Consider the following 19,798-nt stretch of genomic DNA (forward strand, 5'->3'; position numbering starts at 1 on the left):
ATATGAGCCCAGCTGCGAGCCAGGCTGCCGCCCAGCCAGCAGCATCCGTGGAGCGGGTCGTCGCCCGCGTGCGGCGCCACGCGCGGATGCTCATCCTGCCCGCCGTGCTCCTCATCGCCACGGCGGGCGTGGCCACGTACGCCCTCGCGGCACTGCCGGAACCGTGGCAGCGCATCGCCGTGGGCGGGGTCGCGGTGCTCGTGATCGTCTTCGGCTGCGTCCTGCCCCTCCTCGCCTGGCTCACGCGGCGCGTCACCGTCACCACGCGCCGCATCATCCTCCGCAGCGGCGTGTTCGCGCGCGTTCGACAGGAGCTCCTGCACAGCCGCGGCTACGACGTGACGATCCGGCGCACGTGGGTGCAGAGCGCGTTCGGCTCCGGCGACGTGCGCGTGAACACCGGCCACGACCATCCGGTCGTCATCCGCGATGTGCCCGGCCCATTCCAGCTGCAGTCGGCGCTCGAGGAGCTCATGGAGCACTCGCACTCCATCATCGCCGAGCGGCGGCGGGCCGAGCAGTCGATGGCCGACGGCGACACCGTGGTGTGGGGTGGGCGCTGAACCGCATCGGCGGTGCGGCATCCGCCCGGAGGACGTAACGTAGAGAGGGTGGTCTCGCGCGCCCCCCGAGCGCGAGCCGCGCGATGAAGGGTTCCACTTGGCCGACGAATGCATCCACGGTTTCGACGACGGCCTCTGCGCCATCTGCTTCCCGCCCAAGGAGCCCGAGCCGAAGCCTGCCATCGCCGCCGCCTCGCGCACGAAGGGCCCGAGCGGAAGCCGGCAGCCGCGTCCCGCCGCCCGAGTCGCGGGCAGCGCCCGGGCCGGAGCCTCCCTCGTCGACACCCCCGTCGACCCCAAGACGGTGCGCATCTACCACGTGACCCACGTCGAGAACCTCGCGTCGATCCTCGGCGAGGGCGCACTCCTCGCCGACGGCGCGGGGGCCGCCCCCGTCGTCGACGTGTCGGCGCCCGATGCGCGTGCCTTCCGTCGCTCGACGACCGTCGACGGCGCCGACGCGGTCGTCGCGGACTACGTGCCGTTCCTGCTCTCCACCGACGCCCACGTCTGGAACTCGGTACGCACCGGCACCCCCGACCCGCGACTCGCACCCGAGGCCATCGAACGGGCGCCCGCCGACCACGTGATCCTCGTGAGCTCGGTGGCGAGCGCGGTCGGCGCGCGCACCGACACCGACGGCACGGTCGTGGTCACTGACGCGGATGCCGCGGCCGGCGGTGTCGCTGCGGCCTCCGCCTGGCCCGAGGTGCTCCGGATGCTGCAGCGGCTGCACCGCGAGGACGAGGGCGCCCGCCTGCGCTCCGCGGAGTTCCTCGTGCACGAGAACCTGCCGCTGGAGCGCGTGCTCCTCATCGCCGTCGGCAACGACCGTGTGCGCGACCGAGTACGGGTGGCCCTCGACGCCGTGGGCCTCAGGACCCGCGTGGCGGTCTACCCGCCCTGGTTCCAGCCGACGGCTGCGGAGGAGGCGGAGTAGCAGATCCGCCCGGGCGCGACGCCCGCGGTGGTCTCAGGGGCGGCATCACCGAGGTACGCGAGCAAGCCGTGCCAGAGGCAGCGAGGGCGCTGCCGACTCGGGTGGACACCTCCACCTCCTATGGCGTCGGGGTCGGCCTAGACTGAACGGGGCGCCCGGACCGGCGCCCTTGCGGCCGACGGCGAATGGAGTGCACGGGTGCGGGTCGGAGTGATCGGCGGCGGGCAGCTCGCCCGGATGATGATTCCGGCGGCGATCGAGCTCGGCGTCGAATTGAGGGTGCTCGCCGAGGCCGAGGGCATGTCGGCCGCGCTCGCGGCCGACCGTGTCGGCGACTACACCGACGTCGGGACCGTGCTGGCCTTCGCCCGAGAGGTCGACGTGCTGACGTTCGACCACGAGCACGTGCCGCAGGACGTGCTGCACGCCCTCGTCGACGCGGGCGTGCGCGTGCACCCGGGACCCGACGCGCTGAAGGTCGCGCAGGACAAGCTCCTCATGCGCCGTCGCCTCTCCGAGCTCGGCCTTCCCGTGCCCGACTGGGCGGGCGTGCAGTCGGTTGGCGAACTCGACGACTTCATCGCCGACCACGGCGGTGCGGCGGTCGTGAAGACCCCCCGCGGCGGCTACGACGGCAAGGGCGTGCGCATGGTGCGCTCCGCCGCGGAGGTTGCCGAGTGGTTCGCGACCATCGCAGAGGACGGTCGCGGCGGAGCGCTCCTCGTGGAGGAGCTCGTCGAGTTCCGGCGGGAGCTCGCCCAGGTCGTGGCGCGCCGCCCGTCGGGCGAGGTGGCGGCGTGGCCCGTCGTCGAGACCGTGCAGGTGGGCGGCGTGTGCAGCGAGGTCATCGCGCCGGCGCCGCGGTCGGCCGGGCGGCTTTCGGATGCCTCGGCCGACGTCGCGATCACGATCGCCGAGGGACTCGGCGTCACCGGCGTCCTCGCCGTCGAGTTGTTCGAGACCACCGACGACCGCATCCTCGTGAACGAGCTCGCGATGCGCCCGCACAACAGCGGCCATTGGTCCATGGACGGCTCGACGACCGGCCAGTTCGAGCAGCACCTGCGCGCCGTGCTGGACCTGCCGCTCGGCGGCACCGGATGCCACGAGGAGTGGGCGGTGATGGTGAACATCCTCGGCGGACCCGAGGAGGGCACCCTCGAAGAGCGCTATGCGGAGGCCCTCGAGGGACATCCGACCGTGAAACTGCACAACTACGGCAAGGCGCCGCGGCCCGGCCGCAAGGTCGGCCACGTCACGGCCATCGGCCCCGACCTCGACGACGTCGTGTACGAGGCACGCTCGGCCGCGGCCGTCTTACAGGACCGAGCCGGCCGAGGGCGATGAGGCGGCCGACATGGTGCGCTGTCAGAGGTCCGCGTGCAGTTGCCACACGCGCTCGGCCGAATCCCTCCAGCCGAACGCCCGAGCGCGGTCGTTGCCCGCGATGGAGAGTCGCTCGGCCAGCGCGTCGTCGGTCGCGACCGTGGAGATCGCGGCCGCGAGGCGGTTGACGTACGCTTCACCGGCGATCCCGACGGGAACCGCCACTCCTGCTCCCGCCGCGGTCTCCGTGTACTCGGCCACATCGGAGTGGACCACCGGAGTCCCGAGGACGAACGCCTCGATGAGCGTCGCCGGGTCCCCTTCCTCGTGAGCCGGGGCGATGAACGCCGCGGCTCCGGCGAGCACGACCGCCAGGTCGGCATCCGGGAGCGAGTCGAACGACTTCACGAATCCCCGCCGTACCCCGGACTCCTCGGCTACCGTGGCCAGATGCTGCTCGCCCCATTCCCGTGGACCGAGCACGATGAGGGGCAGCTCCGGCATTCCGGGCCGCCCGAGCGCGGCGAGCACCTCGCCCACGCCGCGATGCGGCTCGAGCGAGCCGGTCGTGACGAGATAGGAGCTGGGCAGGCCGAGTGACGTAAGCCGTTGCGAAGCGTCGTGTGGAATCATGAGGCCGGACCGGGCGGCTGGGCTGATGACCCGGATCCGGTCGCCGAAGTCGAACTGGGCGGCGAGTCTGGTCGCGAGCGCGTGTGTTGACACGACCACCGCGTCAGCGTACTTCCGGGCTCGCTTCAGCATTGCTCGCTGCCACGCCGACTCGGCGGCCGAGAGCGACTCGGGATGCGTGATCGCCAGGGTGTCGTGCACGGTGACGACGACCTGGTTTCCGGCCTCGCGATCGTGCTTGCGAAGCGGCGCGAACAGGCTCGGTGAGTGGATGATGCCGCCACCCGGAGAGGTCGTGAGTCCGACCTGCCAGGCCGCCGCTAGCTCCCGTCGGGCGAGTGAGGTGCGATACAGGTCGGCGAGTCCCGGAAGCGCCGCCCCGATGAACTCGTAGTCGGTTGGCGGTGACGATGACACGATGCCGGCGACCTCGCAGTTCTTCGGGGCCGTCTCGATCAGCGCTCGGGTCAGGTCGAGCGTGTAGCGCCCGACCGCGCCGGGAACCGGGGCCGTGAGTTGGTCGACGACAACGCGAAGTCGTGTGGTCATGTCCGAGTTGGCCTCCTGTTTCGCCCCCTCAATCTATCCTCCGTCGTCGAGCGTCCGGCGCGGTCTGTGGAATCGCGGCATCCGCCGTCCTGCGAGCCTTCGGTGAACTGCCAGTGCGGCCGTCTACTATCGATCGGGTGACCGAACAGCTCAACCCGCTCGTCGGCGTCGTCATGGGCTCCGACTCCGATTGGAACGTGATGCGCGAGGCATCAGCGCTACTCGACGAGTTCGGCGTCGCGCACGAGGTGGAGGTCGTCTCCGCGCACCGCACGCCCGAGAAGATGATCGCCTACGGCAAGGGGGCCGCCGCACGCGGCCTCAAGGTCATCATCGCGGGCGCCGGGGGAGCGGCCCACCTGCCCGGCATGCTCGCCTCGGTCACGACGCTCCCCGTGGTGGGCGTGCCCGTGCCCCTGTCGCGACTCGACGGGCTCGACTCCCTGCTGTCCATCGTGCAGATGCCCGCGGGCGTGCCCGTCGCGACCGTGTCGATCGGCGGCGGGAAGAATGCCGGCCTTCTCGCCGTGAAGATCCTCGCGACGTCGGATGCCGCACTGTCGACCGCGCTCGCCGACTACGCCACCGCCCTCGCCGACCTGGTCGAGGAGAAGAACGAACGGCTCAAGTCCATCCGATGAGCCTCGCCGCCAGCCCGATCAGATTCCCCGACCTCGCCTCGCGCACGGTCATGACCCGCCGTGCCTGGTGGCTCGTCGTGCTCAACGTGCTCATCCCGGGCTCGACGCAGGTGCTCGCGGGCGACCGCAAGCTGGGCCGGTTCGGGCTCGGCGCAACGCTGACGCTCTGGTTCCTCGCGATCGTCGCCGTCGTGGTGTGGTTCCTCTGGCCCGCGGTGCTCTACACCGTCTTCTCGACGACCATCACCCTCTGGATCGTGGCGGCGGTGCTCGCGTTCTACGCGGTGCTCTGGGCGATCCTCACGCTCGACACACTCCGGCTCGTGCGGCTCGTCAAGACCACCCCGTCAGCCCGTGCCTGGGTCGCCGCGCTCTCCGTGCTGCTCATGGTCGCGGTCTCCGGCACGGCGGCCTACGGGGCCTACCTCGCGACGACCGCGAGCGGGTTCCTCTCCTCGGTGTTCATCGCGGGGCCGAGCGAGCCGCCGATCGACGGCCGGTACAACATCCTGCTGCTGGGCGGCGACGCGGGCCCCGACCGCGACGGCCTTCGCCCCGACAGCATCAACGTCGTCAGCATCGACGCGTCGACGGGTCAGGCGGTCATGATCGGCCTGCCACGGAACCTGGCCGACGTCCCGTTCGACGACGGCTCGCCGCTCGCCGCCACCTATCCAGAGGGGTACGGCGCGATCGACGGGTGCGAGGTCGACGTCTGCATGCTGAACTCGATCTACACCGAGGTCGAGTTGATGAGCCCCGACATGTACCCCGAGGCTGTGTCGCAGGGAAGTGAGCCCGGCATCGAGGGCATGCGCGACGCGGCGGAGGGCGTCACCGGCCTGCAGATCCAGTACTACGCACTCATCGACATGCAGGGCTTCTCCGACCTGATCGACGCCCTCGGAGGCGTCACCATGACCGTGGAGGAGCGAGTCCCGATGGGCGCCGGCCACGACGAAGCTGGGAACGATGTCGAGATCACGGAGTGGATCGAGCCAGGGACCCAGGTTCTCGACGGGTACCACGCCCTGTGGTACGCGCGATCCCGGTACGGGACCAGCGACTACGACCGAATGCAGCGGCAGGCGCAGCTCCAGGAGGCGATCCTCCAGCAGTTCAACCCGGCGAACGTGCTGTCGAAGTTCCAGGCCGTCGCAACCGCCGGTGCGCAAGTCGTGAAGACCGACATCCCGCAGAGCATGCTGGGCTACTTCGTGGATCTCGCCTCGAAGACGAAGGAGCTTCCGGTCGGCCAAGTCGCCCTCGTCCCACCGGAGGTGGATCCCGAGGAGCCCGACTACGACTACGTCAGGCAGCTCGTGTCGTCCGCCATCACACCCCCCACGGAGGAGCCCGACGCGGGCTAGCCTCCCGGGCCCGCCGGAAGCAAGCGCGCCACCGACGTCAGGAGGCGCCGAGCTCGCGGTGGAGGGCCCAGACGCGAGATGCGGACTTGCTCCAGTCGAAGGCCGTCGCCCGGTCGCGCCCGAGACTCGCCAGTCGCGCTGCGAGGGCCGGATCGTCGACGACCTGCCCTACAGCCTGAGCGAGCCGCGTGGCATAGCCGTCAGGACCGGCGAGCGTCACACGCAGCCCTGCACCGCCAGCGACCTCGTCGAGCGCCGGCGCGTCGGAATGGACCACGGGCGTGCCGTGGACGAAGGCCTCCACCACGGGAAGCCCGAACCCCTCGGCGAGGCTCGGCATCACGAACGCCGTCGCGCGATCGTAGAGCACGGCGAGGTCCTCTTCCGAGACGTGGCCGAGCGCGCGCACCCGTCCCGTCGGCACGCCCTCGGCGGCCGCCATCGCGGCGACGTCGATGCCGCCCCACCCGCTCGGGCCGGCGATCAGCAGCGGCACGTCGGGGGCCTCGGGCCGTGCGAACGCCTCGATGAGGTGCCGGAGGCCCTTGCGCGGCTCGAGCGTGCCGACGGCGAGGACGAAACGCTCGGGGAGCCGGAGGGCGGCGGCACGTGCGTCGTGGTCAACGGGCAGAACCAGGTCGTTGCTCGCCGCTCCCGGGACAACGCGGATGCGATCGCCGAAGTCGAGGATCTCTGCTAGCCCGGCTGCGACGGCGTGGCTCGGCACCACGACGGCGTCGGCGAATCGCTGCGCGCGCTCCGCCATGGCGCGGTGCCAGCCGACGCCGCGCGGAGTCAACGTCTCGGGGTGAGACCAGGGCACCACGTCGTGGATCGTCGCGACGACGACACGTCGCCGGCCGCTCGCCGTCCTGCGCTCGCGCAGCGGTGCGAGCAGGCTGGTCCCGTGAACGCTGCCGTGGCCGCCGGGCTCAGGGGGAAGTCCGAGTTCCCAAGCCCTGGCGAGAAGGCGCCGCTCGAGGGGAAGCCTCCGGATTCGCGCGAGACCCGGCACGCGTGCCTCGATCTCGCGCACTCGGTCACCCGAGATCGCTGAGACGATTCCCTCGACCTCGCCCTCCGGCGGCGCCGTCGTGACGAGGTGTCGGGCGAGCTCACGGGTGTAGCGACCGATGCCGCCGGGCACCCGAGCGATGAGCTGGTCGAGGATTAGCTCCAGGGTAGTCATGGCAGCCGCGGATCTCCGGTCATGCGGTCAACGCGCCAGAGGTCACGGCATCCGCCAGCGCAACGTCCCACGGCCGCATCGGAGCAAGCCCGACTTTCGACCATCCGTCGTGGCCGAGGACAGAGAACGAAGGCCGCGGAGCAGGGCGAACGAACGAACCGCTGTCGGTGCGGGTGACGCGGTCAGGGTCCAGGCCCGCGTCCCTGAGGATCTCCCGCGCGAAGCCATACCAGCTCGTCGAACCGGAGTTGGTTCCGTGGTAGACGCCGGCCGGGACATCCTTGTCGATCATCTCGACGATGCGATGAGCCAGGTCATGAGACCAGGTGGGCTGCCCGATCTGGTCGTCAATGACTGCCCACTTCTCGCGCTCGCCGGCGAGCCGCAGCATCGTGCGAGCGAAGTTCGACCCGTGCGCTCCGTAGAGCCAGGCGGTGCGCACGATGCTCGTGCCCGACGGGTGGGCAGCGCGGGAGAGCCGCTCGCCTGCTGCCTTGGTGCGTCCGTAGGCGGAGCGGGGCGCGCAGCGGGCATCCTCTGCGTAGGGCTCGCGCGCCTCGCCGTCGAAGACGTAGTCCGTCGAGATCTGGATGAGGCGCGCGCCGTGCTCGTTCGCCGCGGTCGCCAGGTTCTCGGGGCCGTTCGCATTCACCGCGTACGCGGCGTCCTCGTGGGTCTCCGCGTCATCGACGCTCGTGTAGGCCGCCGCGTTGACGACGACATCGTGCCCGGCGAGGGCGTCGCGCACGGAATCGAGATGTGTGATGTCGAGGTCGACGCGGCTCAGTGCCGTGACGTCGCGATCGCGGAGAGCGAGCAGCAAGTCGCGCCCCAGCATTCCAGAGGCGCCGGTGATCAGTACGCGCATCCCGGTCACTGCCCCTGCGCCGCGTACCGAGCCTCGGTGAGGTCCTTCTGCGGCGCCCACCATGCCTCGTTGTCTCGGTACCAAGCGATTGTGTCGGCGAGGCCGGCCTCGAAGTCGGAGAACGTCGGCTTCCAGCCGAGCTCGGTGCGCAGCCGGGTGGAGTCGATCGCGTAGCGGAGGTCGTGGCCGAGCCGGTCGACGACATGGTCGTACGCGTCGGACGGCTGGCCCAGCTGCGTGAGGATCAGTTCGACGACGTCCCTGTTGTTGCGCTCGCCATCCGCGCCGATGAGGTACGTCTCGCCGATCGCGCCCTTGTCGAGGATCGTGAGGACCGCCGAGGAGTGGTCGTTCGCGTGGATCCAGTCGCGCACGTTCTCACCGGTTCCGTACAGCTTCGGGCGCTCGCCGCGGAGCACGTTCGTGATCTGCCGCGGGATGAACTTCTCGACGTGCTGGTAAGGGCCGTAATTGTTCGAGCAGTTCGAGATGGTGGCCTTGACGCCGAACGAGCGCACCCACGCGCGGACGAGGAGATCGCTGCTGGCCTTCGTGGACGAGTACGGGCTCGACGGGTTGTAGGCGGTCGTTTCGGTGAACTTCGCCGGGTCGTCGAGTTCGAGGTCGCCGTAGACCTCGTCGGTGGAGATGTGGTGGAAGCGCATATCGTGCTTGCGTGCCGCCTCGAGCAGCGTGTAGGTGCCGATGATGTTCGTGTCGAGGAACGGCCGCGGATTCTCGAGCGAGTTGTCGTTGTGGCTCTCGGCCGCGTAGTGCACCGCGGCGTCGTGCGCGCCGAAGAGTTCGTCGACGAGTGCCGCATCCTGGATGTCGCCCTTGACGAAGCGGAAGCGGTGGGCGGGCAGCCCCTCGAGAGAGGCGAGGTTGCCCGCGTACGTCAGCTTGTCGAGCACGGTCACCTCGTGCGGGGTGTGATCGATCACGTAGTGGACGAAGTTGGAGCCGATGAAGCCGGCGCCGCCGGTGACGAGGATCTTCATGCTGGTGGTTCCGCTCCGTTTCGATCAGGACCCCCGCGATTCTACGACAACCGCCCTAGGTAGACTGCTGCGTGTGCAGGTCCGCGAGCTCTCCATCCCACATGCCTATGAGATGACGCCGCGACAGCACGTCGACGATCGAGGCCTGTTCCTCGAATGGTATCGATTCGACCGCCTGCAGGAGACGGTCGGCCATGCGCTCGAACTCAGGCAGGGGAATCTCTCCGTCTCCCGGCGCGGCGTCCTCCGGGGCATCCACTTCGCCTCAGTTCCGCTCGGCCAGGCCAAGTACGTGACGGCGGTGAGCGGCAGCGTGCTCGACTTCGTCGTCGACATCCGCGTCGGTTCGCCCACATTCGGGCAGTGGGAAGGCGTCGTGCTCGACGACGTCGAGCGGAAGAGCGTGTATCTCGCCGAGGGGCTCGGCCACGCCTTCCTCGCATTGAGCGATCACGCCGTGGTGACCTATCTGGTCTCGGACACGTACAACCGGGATCGCGAGCACGGCATCGATCCGTTCGATCCGGAGATCGGTCTGGAACTGCCCGACCTCCCAGATGTGATCACGTCGCCGAAGGATGCCGAGGCGCCGACGCTGGCGGAGGCGTCCAAGACGGGCCTCCTGCCCAGCTGGGAGGACTGCCTCGCGCACTACCGACGCCTCGACGAGGTGGATTGACGTGCGAGGCATCATCCTCGCCGGAGGGTCGGGCACTCGACTGTGGCCGATCACGAAGGGCATCTCGAAGCAGTTGATGCCGATCTACGACAAGCCGATGGTGTACTACCCCCTGTCGACGCTCATGATGGCGGGCATCCGCGAGGTCCTCGTGATCACGACACCGGAGTACAACATCCAATTCCGTGCGCTGCTCGGCGACGGAAGTGCCCTCGGGATGTCCATCGAGTACGCGGTTCAGCAGTCGCCCGACGGACTGGCCCAGGCCTTCGTCATCGGCGAGGAGTTCATCGGCGATCAGAGCGTGGCATTGGTTCTCGGGGACAACATCTTCCACGGGGTCGGGCTCGGCAGCTCCCTCCGTCAGGGCTCGGACTTCGACGGCGCGATGATCTTCGCCTACCACGTCTCCAATCCCCGGGCCTACGGCGTGGTGGAGTTCGACTCCGAGTTCCATGCACTGTCGATCGAGGAGAAGCCGGCGGAACCGAAGAGCAACTACGCGGTGCCGGGCCTCTATTTCTACGACAACCAGGTCGTGGAAATCGCCAAGTCGATCACCCCCAGCGCGCGGGGAGAGCTCGAGATCTCCACCGTCAACCAGACCTACCTCGATCGCGGCGCCCTCAAGGTGCAGATCCTCGATCGCGGAACGGCGTGGCTCGATACCGGCACCTTCGAGTCGATGATGCAGGCGAGCGAATACGTGAAGGTGATCGAGGACCGGCAGGGGCACAAGATCGGCTGCATAGAGGAGGTCGCCTGGCGGGCCGGCTGGATCGACGACGACCAACTCGGCCGGCTCGCGGAGCCGCTGCGCAAGAGCGGCTACGGCCGGTACCTTGCGGGACTGCTGGAATCGTCCTGATTCCGGGGCGCCCGGTCCGGCCTGCGCTCGTGGCGTGCTCGTGGCGTCAGGAGCCGCGGCGAGCCCCGCGGCGCAGCGCACGGAGCGGGGTCGTGAGGCGCCAGGAGAACGTGGACGTGACCCGTGCCAACTCCGCTTCCGCCCGGTCGGCGCGGGTCGACTCGTCGGCGACGGCCTGGTGGAGCCGTTCGAACTCGACGGCGTCGGCGCGCTCGTGCGCGGTCACGAAGTCGTCGAACACGCAGGCCGGATAATCCAGCTTCTCCCGGAGGTCCTCATGCTCGGCGGCAACGTAGTACCGGGAGAGCCCGTCGAACAGGCAGAAGCGGTATCCCGCCTCCAAGAGCAGCGGCTCCCACTCGGCGTGCGTACGGATGGTCGTGGTCGGCGCCGTCGCCTCGACGACGATGACCCATGGCCGGAACCTGGCGAGATCGATGGACCGCAGCACGGATGCCTCCGACCCCTCGGTGTCCACCAGCAGGAAGTGGATGGGCTCGTCGGCGAAGCCCGCCGCCTGGATGATCTCGTCGACGCTCTGCGACCGCACGGGGATAGGGGTCGTCGACCACCCGACGCTCTCGTGATGCGCCCGCACGTCGTCGGCGATGGTGGACAACCCGGTTCCCCGAATGCGGTGCAGGACCGCGGTCGATCGTCCCGCGTCGCTCGCAACCGCCTCCACGATGACGTCGCGCGGGCGGGCGCTCCGGTATCGTCGCGCGAAGTCGGGGTCGGGTTCCACCGCGATGCCGCTCCACCCCCGGTCGTAGAAGGCGCGCGACACCGAGTAGAGCGTCGGGTCGTTGGCGCCGACGTCGATGTATCGTCCGTTCGGCACCCCGCCGAGGGCGCGCCAGAGTACGACATCCTCCCCGTTCTGTGCGTATGAGGTGAACTTGTCCGCCGGGATCACCGTCATGCGAGGGCTTCGCTCGCATCGGGGGCAGTGGGGGTGAGGTGGATGGGGAGATCGCCGTCCAGGACACCCAAGGCTTCCACGGCGAAGTAGCGGGTCATGGGTCGATCCTATCGAAGCGCCCCTCGTCTCCTCAGTCGAACCCGTGCAGGCGCTCGGCCGCCTCCAGCCCGCTCTCGACGCGTTCGTTGAGCAACTGCTTGCCCTCGGTCCCCTCGTAATCGTAGATGAAGTATCCGGAGCATTCCGTGATACCGGCGGGCTCGCCCAGCGGCTCGACGGATTCCTCGGTCACGAAGCCCCACGGGTCGATGATCACGAAGTTGAAGTCCTGGTCCTCGTAGCTCGCGAGGTTGATCATCCACGGATGCACCGTGAGATCCGGGTTGACCTGAAGGATCGGATAGTCGTGCGTGCCGTAGAGGTCCCAGTTCCGGGTCAGCCAGAAGGTTCCCACGCCGGCTTTCGCGTCGGCGGGCAGCTCAGCCGCGCACGCCGCCCCGCCTCGGTTCTCGGAGAGCGCCATCGTGGCGGCCTTCGGTGCCGCGATCGCTCCGCCGATGAGAATGAGCACCGCGACGCTCGAGGCGAACACCAAGCCGTACGTCCTGACGCTGTGGCGCACCCGTGCATCACGGATGGAGAGCAGCGCGGTGCGGAAGAACTTCACCGCCTCGTATGACGCAGGGAGCAGCGGGAAGACGAGCACCGGCACGAGGTACCGGGTCGTGAGCGTCCCCGTCACCACCATTCCGATCAGGAGTGAGGCGACGGAGACCCACGAGAACACGGCGAGGATGAACTCCGCCGAGGCCACGTGCCACCGGCCGGGGATGGTATCCCGCCGGAGCAGCACCCGGATGATCGGGAGCGATGCGATGAGGAGCACGATCGACGCCAGCACGAGTTTCAGGAACCCCTGGGGGGTAGCAACGAGGGCCTCCGCCACATTCCGCATGAAGAGGAACGACTCGCCCGCCAGCGATAGGTCGACATAGGAGCCGACGCCCAGTGAGGTGTACCGCTCGAGGAACTGCCGGAGCACGTACCCGATCGCCACTGTCACCGCGATCGTGCCCGCAAGCGTCCAGAACCAGGCGCGCGACAGTCGTTTCATCGCGAAGGCGATGAGCAGGGTCGCCGCGAGCGGTGCGAGCACCTGCATCCAGAACAAGGGGTTCGACGCGCCGGTGAGTGCGCCGAGCGTCACGAACAGGATCACGAAGACCAGCGTCCGCGTGCGGCGGACGGGCGGGTCCGTGAACGCACGCGTCGTCCAGAGGATCAGCGCGATTGACGTGAGCCCGGAGATGATGACTCCGGGATAGTAGGAGACGAGGAGGAAGAGGCTCGCGATGGCCGTCCCGTTGATGTCCGACACGGGCTCCAACAGGACGTACACGACATACATCGCCGTCGCCCCCAGTGCGACCGAGATCTCCAGGATGCGATGCCTCGAGTGGCGGAACAGCAGACGGGAGCACCAGCGCAGCAGCACGTAGAGCAGCAGCAGGTTGAGGATCGCGATCCCGGCCAGCGCGGTCCTCGGGTTGCTTGTGAAGGCGCTCACGACCCAGTAGGTCGGCGTCTCGGGGAACAGGAACAGCTGTGACGAGAAGACCCACTCGAACGGCTGCCCCGCGAGGATCGATTCCCTCAGCAGCGGTAGGACGAGGGAATCGCCGCTGTAGAGGAGGTTGATCTCCCAGGCCGTGTTGATCCACTGGCCCAGGATGATGAGTCCCGATGCGAGCACGATGAGGACGGCGAGAGCCTCAACCCCCGCCCGCTTCCACCAAGGGGCCCGGACGGCCGAGGGATGACCTGAGTCGGTGGTGATCGAGGCGGTCGACGGCTCAGACATTTCCGCGGGACATCCGGATGCGAGGGACGAGGAAGAAGTTGCGGAGCAGGGTGTTCCCGGGGATCTTGGACTCGCCGTTCGTGCGGTCGAAGAAGACGATCGGCAGTTCGACGACCCCCTTGGCCGCCAGGAGGGCACGGTACTTCAGCACGAGCAGGAAGCCGTAGCCGGTGGCGGTGATGGTCTCGGGCGTGATCCGCCGCAGCAGTTCGCTGGAGTACAGGTTGAACCCGCCCGTGTAGTCGCTGATCTTGCGGCTCAGCACGGTGCGGGCGTAGAAATTGCCGCCGCGGCTCAGGATCTTGCGGTTCAGGGCCCAGTCGGGCGTGCCGCCGCCGGGGATGTATCGCGAGGCCACGACGAAGTCCGCGTGCTCCAACGCCTGATGGATGAACCCGGAAATATACTTGGGGTCGTGCGACATGTCGGCATCCATCTGGAGGACGTAGTCGAAGTCCTCTCTCAGGATGAGATCGAATCCATGGATGTAGGCTGCACCGAGCCCCTCCTTCGTCGGCTTGACGATCGTGCGCACTGTGAAGTTGTCGAGAGCGTACGACGGGGCGATGTGCTCGACGAAGGAGGAAGTCCCATCAGGCGACGAATCATCCAGGATGAACAACGTGATCGACGTGTCGGGGTGCTGTGCGCTCACGTGCGAGATGGACTCGATGAGCGCTTCCACGTTCTTGACCTCGTTGTAGGTCGGGACGGCGATGGCGAGCTTGAGCATGGTCGTGAAGGTTACCTCGGTACGTGAAGAAACTGCTCTCGAATGAGAAGATACGTTTCCTGATTGCGGGCTGCGCGAATACGGCACTGGATTTCATCCTACTGAACGTGCTGGTCTTCGCGTTCGCGGTGCCGATCCTCGCCGCCAACGCGATCTCGGTGACCATCGGCATCTGCGTGTCGTACCTCCTGAACCACTTCTACGTGTTCCGCTACGAGGAACCGATCTCGTTGAGGCGGTTCGCGATGTTCTTCGTGATCACAGGCTTCAGCTCGCTCGTGCTCCAGAACCTGGTGATCCTCGGCTTCGAGGCGCTGTTCGGGACGGAGTTCGGCCGGTCGCTCCTGTTCCTCCCCGGCGAGGACGGCAAGCAGTTCCTCGCGATCAACATCGCCAAGGCCACGGCGGTGCTCCTCGGCCTGATCTGGAACTTCGCGTTCTACAAGTTCGTCGTCTTCCGTGAAGAGCGTCGGCGGGCCGACGAGCCCGCGACCGAGCGGGCGGATGCCGCAGACGCGCGCACGCGGGCGGGGGTCGCGTCCGAGGCGTCGGCCGTCCCCGATTCACCGGCCGTGCCGGAGCCGCCGGCGGCGTGAGCGCGCTCTCGCGCTCGCAGGACTGCCTATAGTGGTGGGCATGCCCATCCGCCCGAGCGACTCCGTCGCGCCTGCCGTCGGCCGGCCGGCCGGGCTTGCGTCCGGTACTCACGTGCCAGCCGTCGTCAGACAGCTCGGACTCGCCGCCCTGACTGGCGGAATCGCGCTCGTCGTCGCGTGGTTCGCGCTCGACCTCAGCCTCGAGGCGATGTCCATGCGGTGGGCGTCGGGTGCGACCGGCGACCAGATGCTGCACTACATCGTCTCCGCCAGCGCGATCGACCACTCGCTGTTCACCCCGAACCTCCGGCTGGGCTTCCCCGAGAACCAGAACCTCTTCTTCGCGCCGATGTACGACCCCGCGTCGGCCGTCGCGCTCTCTGCCGGATCGCTCGTCATCTCCGACCCCGTGCTCCTGCTCAACGTCTACCAGCTCGGCGGGTTCTTCGTGACGGGCGTCGCCGGCTACCTGATGTTCCGCGCGCTCCGCGTACGCGAGCTGACGTCGGTCGTGTTCGGCGCCGTGTTCGCACTGGCGCCGTTCCACTTCGAGCGCGTCGAGCTCGGGCACGCGTTCGTGGCGAACTACTGGGGTGTTGCCGTCCTCGTCGTCCTCGTGCTCGTGGCGGGCGGTGACGGTGCCGACCCCATCGCGAAGTGGGCCGACGCCTCACAGTCGCCGAAGGGTCCGGTCGTTCGGCGCCTGGTCGCGATCCTCATCATGACGTTCGCCCTGTCGCTGACCAATTCGTACTACTACGTGTTCGCGGCCATCATCATCGCCGGCGTGATCGTCGTGCGCGGGGTCGTCCTGCTGGTCGCCCGCCGGGGCGTGCGGTCCCTCCTCTGGCCGGTCGTGACGCTCGGGTCGTTGGTCGTGTTCGTCGGCGTCCAGTTGGCGATCCTCTCCCTGAACTTCGGCGATCGGTACCAGAAGTACTTCTCCGAGCGCCTTCCGCTCGAATCCGAGCAGCACGCCGGCAAGATCACGACCCTGCTGCTGCCATGGCCCGGGTCGGGGATCCCCGGGGTCTCCAGCCGCGTGGAGGCGTACGCCCAGTACACCTCGGTGTCGCCGTACGCGGAGCCGACCGGCATGTCGGTCCTCGCGATCCTCGGCATCGCGCTCCTCGTGATCTGGGCGCTGGGTCGCTTCGTCCTTCCGTCCACGACTGCTGGGCGGCCGGCGGCCACCGTCCTGACCGACACCCGGCTGTCGGTGCTCGCGCTCGCCTTCTGGATCGGCCTCCTCTTCTACGTCGTCGGAGGACTCGGCTACCTCTTCGCCGTCCTCGTCACGCCGGAGATCCGTTCGTGGGTCCGGCTCAGCATCGTCCTCGCGACGATCGGCCTCGCGTTCCTGGCCGTCCTCATCGACGCCACCGCGAGGCGGCTGTGGTCGCTCCTCGCCGTGCTGGGCGTGGTGGTCGTCATCGCCGCGGTCGACCAGGTCGCCGGGGTGCCCCGCGCGGTCGACCTCCAGCCGACCTCGGACGCTGACCTGCGCGCCCTCGTCGCGCAGGCGGATTCCGAGCTCGAGCGCGACTGCGGAGTCGCCCAGCTGCCCGTCAAGGGATTCCCGGAATCGGGGCCGATCCTCGGACTCGGCGACTACGAGCTCGGCCTCCCATATGTGGTGGGCGCTGATTCGACGCTTCGCTGGAGCTACGGCGGAGTCTCGGGAACGCACTCAGGGGACTTCTGGAAGGATGCGGACGACCCGTCGTCGTTCGCCCGCGCCGTGTCGGAGTCCGGTGCGTGCGCGATCTACGTCGACCGCGCCGCCTTCGAGAGCGATGGTGAGTGGGAAGCGTACGTGGACGCCGTGTACGGGGACGACTGGACCTTCATCGGGAACCCGGACGGACGCCAGGTGATCGTCGCGCCGTGATGAGCAGCCGCGGCCGGCTCAGCGTGCGCGGGCTGCGCTCGCGTAGGCTTCCGCGTGGAGGCGCGCGGCGTCCGCCCACGTGAAGTGGGCGGCGCGCTCGACGCCCAGCCGTCGCAGCTCCTCCCGGCGGGCTTGGGACGAGACAAGGTCGCGTAGCGCCGCCGCGATGGACTCGGGGTCCGTGCCCGTGTAGGCGACCGCGTCGCCGCCGACCTCGGGCAGCGCGAGCGCACGCGTGGTGAGCACGCAGGCGCCGGCCGCCATCGCCTCGAGCACGGGAAGGCCGAAGCCCTCCCCGAGGCTCGGGTAGGCGACGACCGTCGCACCGGCCAGGAAGGCGCGGAGCTGCTCAGCGGGCAGGTAACCCAGCCTTCGGACGTCGAGACCGCGAGCGCGGGCGTGATCGACCTGCGGATCGATGGGGTCCCCCCATCCCGGGCCTCCGGCCAGAAGCAGCGCCGGCGCGTCGGGGTCGTCGGCGAATGCGCGCTCGAAGCCCGTGACGAGCGCTTGCACGTTCTTGCGCGGCTCGATCGTCCCGAGGAACGCGATCCAGGACGCCGCGACCGCGTGGTCGTCGCGGAAGGCCCTGACCTCGGCCTCGGTCGGCGGGTGGAACATCTCGGGGTCGTGCCCGTGCGGCGCGACGGACACCGACCGACGATCGGCGCGAGTGATCCGCACGTACTCCTCGCCGGTCGCCCGTGACGGCACGACGACCGCGAGGCGGAGCGCGCCGGCCAGCCGGATCCAGCTTCCGAAGAACGCGCGCTTCACGCGGGTGTGCACCTCGGGGTGCGTGAAGAACGTGAGGTCGTGCACGCTCACCACGCGCGGGTGCCGTGAGATCAGCGGGAACGTGTAGTGGACGGAGTGGATCACCCGAGCGCCGGTCCGTCGTGCCGCCGACGTCACGCCGAACTGCTCCCAGAGGAGCCGGAGCGGCCGTCGCGTGGTCCAGCGTGGCGCCGTGATCGTCGCCGCGCCCGTCGCGAGGAAGGCAGCCTCGTCGCGCTCCTGGCAGAGCACCGTGACCGGCACTCCGATGGCGACCAGGGCGGGGAGGAGGTCCTCGACGTACCGCCCGACGCCACCGCGGTCTTCCGGGATCGCAGTGGCGTCCAGGAGCACGCGAGGGTGGCGATCAGGCACGTTGCCGGTGCGCCGCGAGGTCGTGGTCCACCATCGACGTGACGATCTCGTCGAAGCCGACCGTCGGCGACCAGCCCAGGTCCGTGGCCGCCTTGGAGGCGTCCCCGCGGAGCTCGTGGGGATCCGCGGGCCGGGCGAACTGCGGGTCGATGACGGTGCGATCGCGCCAGTCCACGATGCCGACGTGCGTGAATGCCGCCTCGACGAATTCGGCGATCGAGTGCGTCTCGCCGGTCGCGATCACGTAGTCGTCGGGGTTATTCGTTTGGAGGGACAACCGCAACGCGTTCACGTAGTCGGGAGCCCACCCCCAGTCCCGACGCGTCTCGAGCGTGCCGAGCGACAGGGTGTCCTGGTCGCCCCGCGCGATCGCCACGGCCGCCTGCGTGATCTTGCGGGTCACGAAGTTCGGCGGACGGCGAGGCGATTCGTGGTTGTACAGGATGCAGTTCGTCGCGAACACGTCCTGCGCGCGGAACACCTGCACGAGGTGGTGCGCGAACGCCTTCGCCGCACCGTACGGGGACGCCGGCGCGATCGGCGTGAGCTCATTCTGCGGCGATACCTCGGCATCGCCGAAGATCTCGCCGCTTCCGGCGTGCACCAGCTTCACTCGACGTCCGGTGCGCTCCTGGAGGTCCCTCACCGACGCGAGCAGCTGTGCGACGCTCAGCGCGTTGATCCGGGCGGTCTGGACCGGCGCCTGCCACGACTGGAACACCGAGCTGATCGAGGCGAGGCTGTAGATCTCGTCGGGCTCGACTTCTCGGACCAGCCGATCGAGCTCCTCGAGGTCGGCGAGGTCGAGCTCATGCAGCTGGACCTCCGCGAACTGCGGGCCGGCGTCGACCGGGCCCGACGCGGGTCGCACGACGCCGTGGACTTCGTACCCCGCAGCAACGAGCGCTTCGCCGAGGTACGACCCGTCCTGTCCGGCGGCGCCGGTGATGAGGGCGACTGGCATGTCGTCTAGAGCCCGGCGAGCTTCTTCTGCTCGGCGAGGTCGGACTGCACCATCATCGAGACGAGGCCCGGGAAGTGGACCTTGGGCTCCCAGCCGAGCTTCGTGCGAGCCTTGGTCGAGTCGCCGATGAGGAGGTCCACCTCGGCGGGACGCATGTAGCGCGGGTCCTGCTTGACATAGGGGGCCCAGTCGTCGATTCCGACCTCGGCGAACGCCAGCTCGAGGAGCTCGCGGATCGAGTGCGTCTCGTTGGTCGAGATGACGTAGTCGTCGGCCTCGTCCTGCTGCAGCATCCGCCACATCGCCTCGACGTAGTCGCCGGCGAATCCCCAGTCGCGTCGTGCGTCGAGGTTGCCGAGCGTGACCGAGTCGTCGATGCCGAGGGAGATGCGCGCGACGGCCTGCGACACCTTGCGCGTCACGAACTCGGGCCCGCGACGCGGCGACTCGTGGTTGAACAGGATGCCCGACGACGCGTGCATGCCATAGGACTCGCGGTAGTTGATGGTCATGTAGTGGCCGAAGACCTTGGCCACGCCGTAGGGGGATCGCGGCCAGAGGAGGGTGTTCTCGCTCTGCGGCACGGCCTGCACCTTCCCGAACATCTCGGAGCTCGAAGCCTGGTAGAAGCGCACCTTCGACGGGTCGTCGTGCGTGTAGAGGCGGACCGCCTCGAGGGCGTTCAGGACGCCGCGGCCGGTCACGTCGGACGTGAGCGCGGCGTTCTCCCACGAGTAGGCGACGAACGAGATGGCGCCGAGGTTGTAGACCTCGTCGGGCCGGGAGATCTCGAGCGCGCGAATGAGGCTCGAGAGGTCGGTGAGGTCACCGGTGAGGATCTTCACGTCGGGCACGATCGCCTCGACGAGTGCCCGCTTCGGGTTGTTCTGGCCGCGCATCAGGCCGTAGACCTCGTAGCCCTTCGAGAGCAGAAGCTCCGACAGGTAGAGGCCGTCCTGGCCGGTGACTCCGGTGATGAGTGCTCTCGCCATGTTCTCGTACGTTTCCTTCTGGTCGTCGAATGCCAGCGACCAGTGTAGCGGCTCGCCTCT

At 68.7% G+C, this 19,798-nt stretch carries 19 protein-coding genes; 9 read left to right on the forward strand and 10 right to left on the reverse strand.

Translation table 11 applies throughout. The features are described 5' to 3' along the window. Window positions 1-2: 2 nt before the first annotated feature. The 3 genes from ASG80_RS10230 to ASG80_RS10240 all read left to right on the forward strand — a co-directional run bounded on the left by ASG80_RS10230 (window position 3) and on the right by ASG80_RS10240 (window position 2,850). Window positions 3-563, forward strand: a complete 561-nt coding sequence (locus ASG80_RS10230) for a PH domain-containing protein (RefSeq protein ID WP_056730213.1) — start codon at window positions 3-5, stop codon at window positions 561-563. A gap of 97 nt (window positions 564-660) precedes the next feature. Next, complete coding sequence (locus ASG80_RS10235; protein ID WP_056730214.1) at window positions 661-1,503, forward strand: DarT ssDNA thymidine ADP-ribosyltransferase family protein; 843 nt, start codon at window positions 661-663, stop codon at window positions 1,501-1,503. Between the two features lie 198 nt (window positions 1,504-1,701). Further along, window positions 1,702-2,850 (forward strand): 5-(carboxyamino)imidazole ribonucleotide synthase, encoded by a 1,149-nt coding sequence (locus ASG80_RS10240; RefSeq protein ID WP_255355593.1) that lies wholly within the window; start codon window positions 1,702-1,704, stop codon window positions 2,848-2,850. A 21-nt stretch (window positions 2,851-2,871) separates the two neighbouring features. Here the strand turns inward: ASG80_RS10240 and ASG80_RS10245 are convergent, their stop codons facing one another. Then, on the reverse strand, window positions 2,872-4,011 hold the full coding sequence (locus ASG80_RS10245; protein ID WP_056730216.1) for a glycosyltransferase: 1,140 nt from the start codon (window positions 4,009-4,011) through the stop codon (window positions 2,872-2,874). A 173-nt stretch (window positions 4,012-4,184) separates the two neighbouring features. On the opposite strand from ASG80_RS10245, the gene purE reads away from it, so the two are divergent. Beyond that, the gene (purE, locus tag ASG80_RS10250; protein WP_056730916.1) at window positions 4,185-4,652 is read left to right on the forward strand and encodes a 5-(carboxyamino)imidazole ribonucleotide mutase; all 468 of its coding nucleotides are present in this window, start codon (window positions 4,185-4,187) and stop codon (window positions 4,650-4,652) included. Beyond that, on the forward strand, window positions 4,649-6,022 hold the full coding sequence (locus ASG80_RS10255) for an LCP family protein (protein ID WP_056730218.1): 1,374 nt from the start codon (window positions 4,649-4,651) through the stop codon (window positions 6,020-6,022). Before purE ends, ASG80_RS10255 begins: the two co-directional genes overlap by 4 nt. A gap of 37 nt (window positions 6,023-6,059) precedes the next feature. Here the strand turns inward: ASG80_RS10255 and ASG80_RS10260 are convergent, their stop codons facing one another. From ASG80_RS10260 to rfbB, 3 genes are read right to left on the reverse strand one after another with little or no spacing between them, the layout of a single operon-like run. Further along, window positions 6,060-7,211, reverse strand: a complete 1,152-nt coding sequence (locus ASG80_RS10260; RefSeq protein ID WP_056730220.1) for a glycosyltransferase family 1 protein — start codon at window positions 7,209-7,211, stop codon at window positions 6,060-6,062. Window positions 7,212-7,230: 19 nt separating this feature from the next. After that, on the reverse strand, window positions 7,231-8,079 hold the full coding sequence (gene rfbD / locus ASG80_RS10265; RefSeq protein ID WP_056730223.1) for a dTDP-4-dehydrorhamnose reductase: 849 nt from the start codon (window positions 8,077-8,079) through the stop codon (window positions 7,231-7,233). 5 nt (window positions 8,080-8,084) lie between these two features. Continuing rightward, entirely contained in the window at window positions 8,085-9,080 is a 996-nt protein-coding gene (gene rfbB, locus ASG80_RS10270) for a dTDP-glucose 4,6-dehydratase (protein ID WP_056730224.1), read from the reverse strand. A gap of 73 nt (window positions 9,081-9,153) precedes the next feature. Between rfbB and ASG80_RS10275 the strand changes: the two genes are divergently transcribed. After that, window positions 9,154-9,759, forward strand: coding sequence for a dTDP-4-dehydrorhamnose 3,5-epimerase family protein (locus ASG80_RS10275; RefSeq protein ID WP_056730226.1), 606 nt, complete (start codon window positions 9,154-9,156; stop codon window positions 9,757-9,759). Window position 9,760: 1 nt separating this feature from the next. Next, a complete protein-coding gene (gene rfbA / locus ASG80_RS10280; RefSeq protein WP_056730228.1) occupies window positions 9,761-10,627 on the forward strand; it encodes a glucose-1-phosphate thymidylyltransferase RfbA in 867 nt (288 codons plus the stop codon). 46 nt (window positions 10,628-10,673) lie between these two features. On the opposite strand, the gene ASG80_RS10285 is transcribed toward rfbA, so the two are convergent. From ASG80_RS10285 to ASG80_RS10295, 3 genes are all read right to left on the reverse strand, one after another. Beyond that, complete coding sequence (locus ASG80_RS10285; RefSeq protein WP_056730230.1) at window positions 10,674-11,549, reverse strand: FkbM family methyltransferase; 876 nt, start codon at window positions 11,547-11,549, stop codon at window positions 10,674-10,676. A 130-nt stretch (window positions 11,550-11,679) separates the two neighbouring features. Beyond that, entirely contained in the window at window positions 11,680-13,410 is a 1,731-nt protein-coding gene (locus tag ASG80_RS10290) for a hypothetical protein (RefSeq protein WP_056730233.1), read from the reverse strand. Then, on the reverse strand, window positions 13,403-14,143 hold the full coding sequence (locus ASG80_RS10295) for a polyprenol monophosphomannose synthase (RefSeq protein WP_056730235.1): 741 nt from the start codon (window positions 14,141-14,143) through the stop codon (window positions 13,403-13,405). Before ASG80_RS10295 ends, ASG80_RS10290 begins: the two co-directional genes overlap by 8 nt. A 23-nt stretch (window positions 14,144-14,166) precedes the next feature. Here ASG80_RS10295 and ASG80_RS10300 point away from each other — a divergent pair, with 23 nt between their 5' ends. Together ASG80_RS10300 and ASG80_RS10305 are read left to right on the forward strand one after the other, a co-directional pair. Further along, window positions 14,167-14,739, forward strand: a complete 573-nt coding sequence (locus tag ASG80_RS10300; RefSeq protein ID WP_056730237.1) for a GtrA family protein — start codon at window positions 14,167-14,169, stop codon at window positions 14,737-14,739. 112 nt (window positions 14,740-14,851) lie between these two features. Next, a complete protein-coding gene (locus ASG80_RS10305) occupies window positions 14,852-16,630 on the forward strand; it encodes a hypothetical protein (RefSeq protein WP_156401772.1) in 1,779 nt (592 codons plus the stop codon). A gap of 18 nt (window positions 16,631-16,648) precedes the next feature. On the opposite strand, the gene ASG80_RS10310 is transcribed toward ASG80_RS10305, so the two are convergent. From ASG80_RS10310 to ASG80_RS10320, 3 genes are read right to left on the reverse strand one after another with little or no spacing between them, the layout of a single operon-like run. Continuing rightward, on the reverse strand, window positions 16,649-17,761 hold the full coding sequence (locus ASG80_RS10310) for a glycosyltransferase family 1 protein (protein WP_235508268.1): 1,113 nt from the start codon (window positions 17,759-17,761) through the stop codon (window positions 16,649-16,651). Window positions 17,762-17,774: 13 nt separating this feature from the next. Next, a complete protein-coding gene (locus ASG80_RS10315) occupies window positions 17,775-18,746 on the reverse strand; it encodes a GDP-mannose 4,6-dehydratase (protein WP_056730243.1) in 972 nt (323 codons plus the stop codon). 5 nt (window positions 18,747-18,751) lie between these two features. Continuing rightward, on the reverse strand, window positions 18,752-19,738 hold the full coding sequence (locus ASG80_RS10320) for a GDP-mannose 4,6-dehydratase (RefSeq protein ID WP_056730245.1): 987 nt from the start codon (window positions 19,736-19,738) through the stop codon (window positions 18,752-18,754). Window positions 19,739-19,798 lie beyond the last annotated feature (60 nt).

The organism is Agromyces sp. Soil535 (assembly GCF_001428255.1).
Classification (GTDB): Bacteria; Actinomycetota; Actinomycetes; order Actinomycetales; family Microbacteriaceae; genus Agromyces.

What these genes read in the sequence shown, in the direction of transcription:
- ASG80_RS10285 (WP_056730230.1), bottom strand. Translation starts at nt 11,549, where the DNA reads ATGACGGTGATCCCGGCGGACAAGTTCACCTCATACGCACAGAACGGG.
- ASG80_RS10290 (WP_056730233.1), bottom strand. Translation starts at nt 13,410, where the DNA reads ATGTCTGAGCCGTCGACCGCCTCGATCACCACCGACTCAGGTCATCCC.
- ASG80_RS10255 (WP_056730218.1), top strand. Translation starts at nt 4,649, where the DNA reads ATGAGCCTCGCCGCCAGCCCGATCAGATTCCCCGACCTCGCCTCGCGC.
- ASG80_RS10245 (WP_056730216.1), bottom strand. Translation starts at nt 4,011, where the DNA reads ATGACCACACGACTTCGCGTTGTCGTCGACCAACTCACGGCCCCGGTT.
- rfbD (WP_056730223.1), bottom strand. Translation starts at nt 8,079, where the DNA reads ATGCGCGTACTGATCACCGGCGCCTCTGGAATGCTGGGGCGCGACTTG.
- rfbB (WP_056730224.1), bottom strand. Translation starts at nt 9,080, where the DNA reads ATGAAGATCCTCGTCACCGGCGGCGCCGGCTTCATCGGCTCCAACTTC.
- ASG80_RS10260 (WP_056730220.1), bottom strand. Translation starts at nt 7,211, where the DNA reads ATGACTACCCTGGAGCTAATCCTCGACCAGCTCATCGCTCGGGTGCCC.
- ASG80_RS10315 (WP_056730243.1), bottom strand. Translation starts at nt 18,746, where the DNA reads ATGCCAGTCGCCCTCATCACCGGCGCCGCCGGACAGGACGGGTCGTAC.
- ASG80_RS10320 (WP_056730245.1), bottom strand. Translation starts at nt 19,738, where the DNA reads ATGGCGAGAGCACTCATCACCGGAGTCACCGGCCAGGACGGCCTCTAC.
- ASG80_RS10295 (WP_056730235.1), bottom strand. Translation starts at nt 14,143, where the DNA reads ATGCTCAAGCTCGCCATCGCCGTCCCGACCTACAACGAGGTCAAGAAC.
- purE (WP_056730916.1), top strand. Translation starts at nt 4,185, where the DNA reads ATGGGCTCCGACTCCGATTGGAACGTGATGCGCGAGGCATCAGCGCTA.
- ASG80_RS10230 (WP_056730213.1), top strand. Translation starts at nt 3, where the DNA reads ATGAGCCCAGCTGCGAGCCAGGCTGCCGCCCAGCCAGCAGCATCCGTG.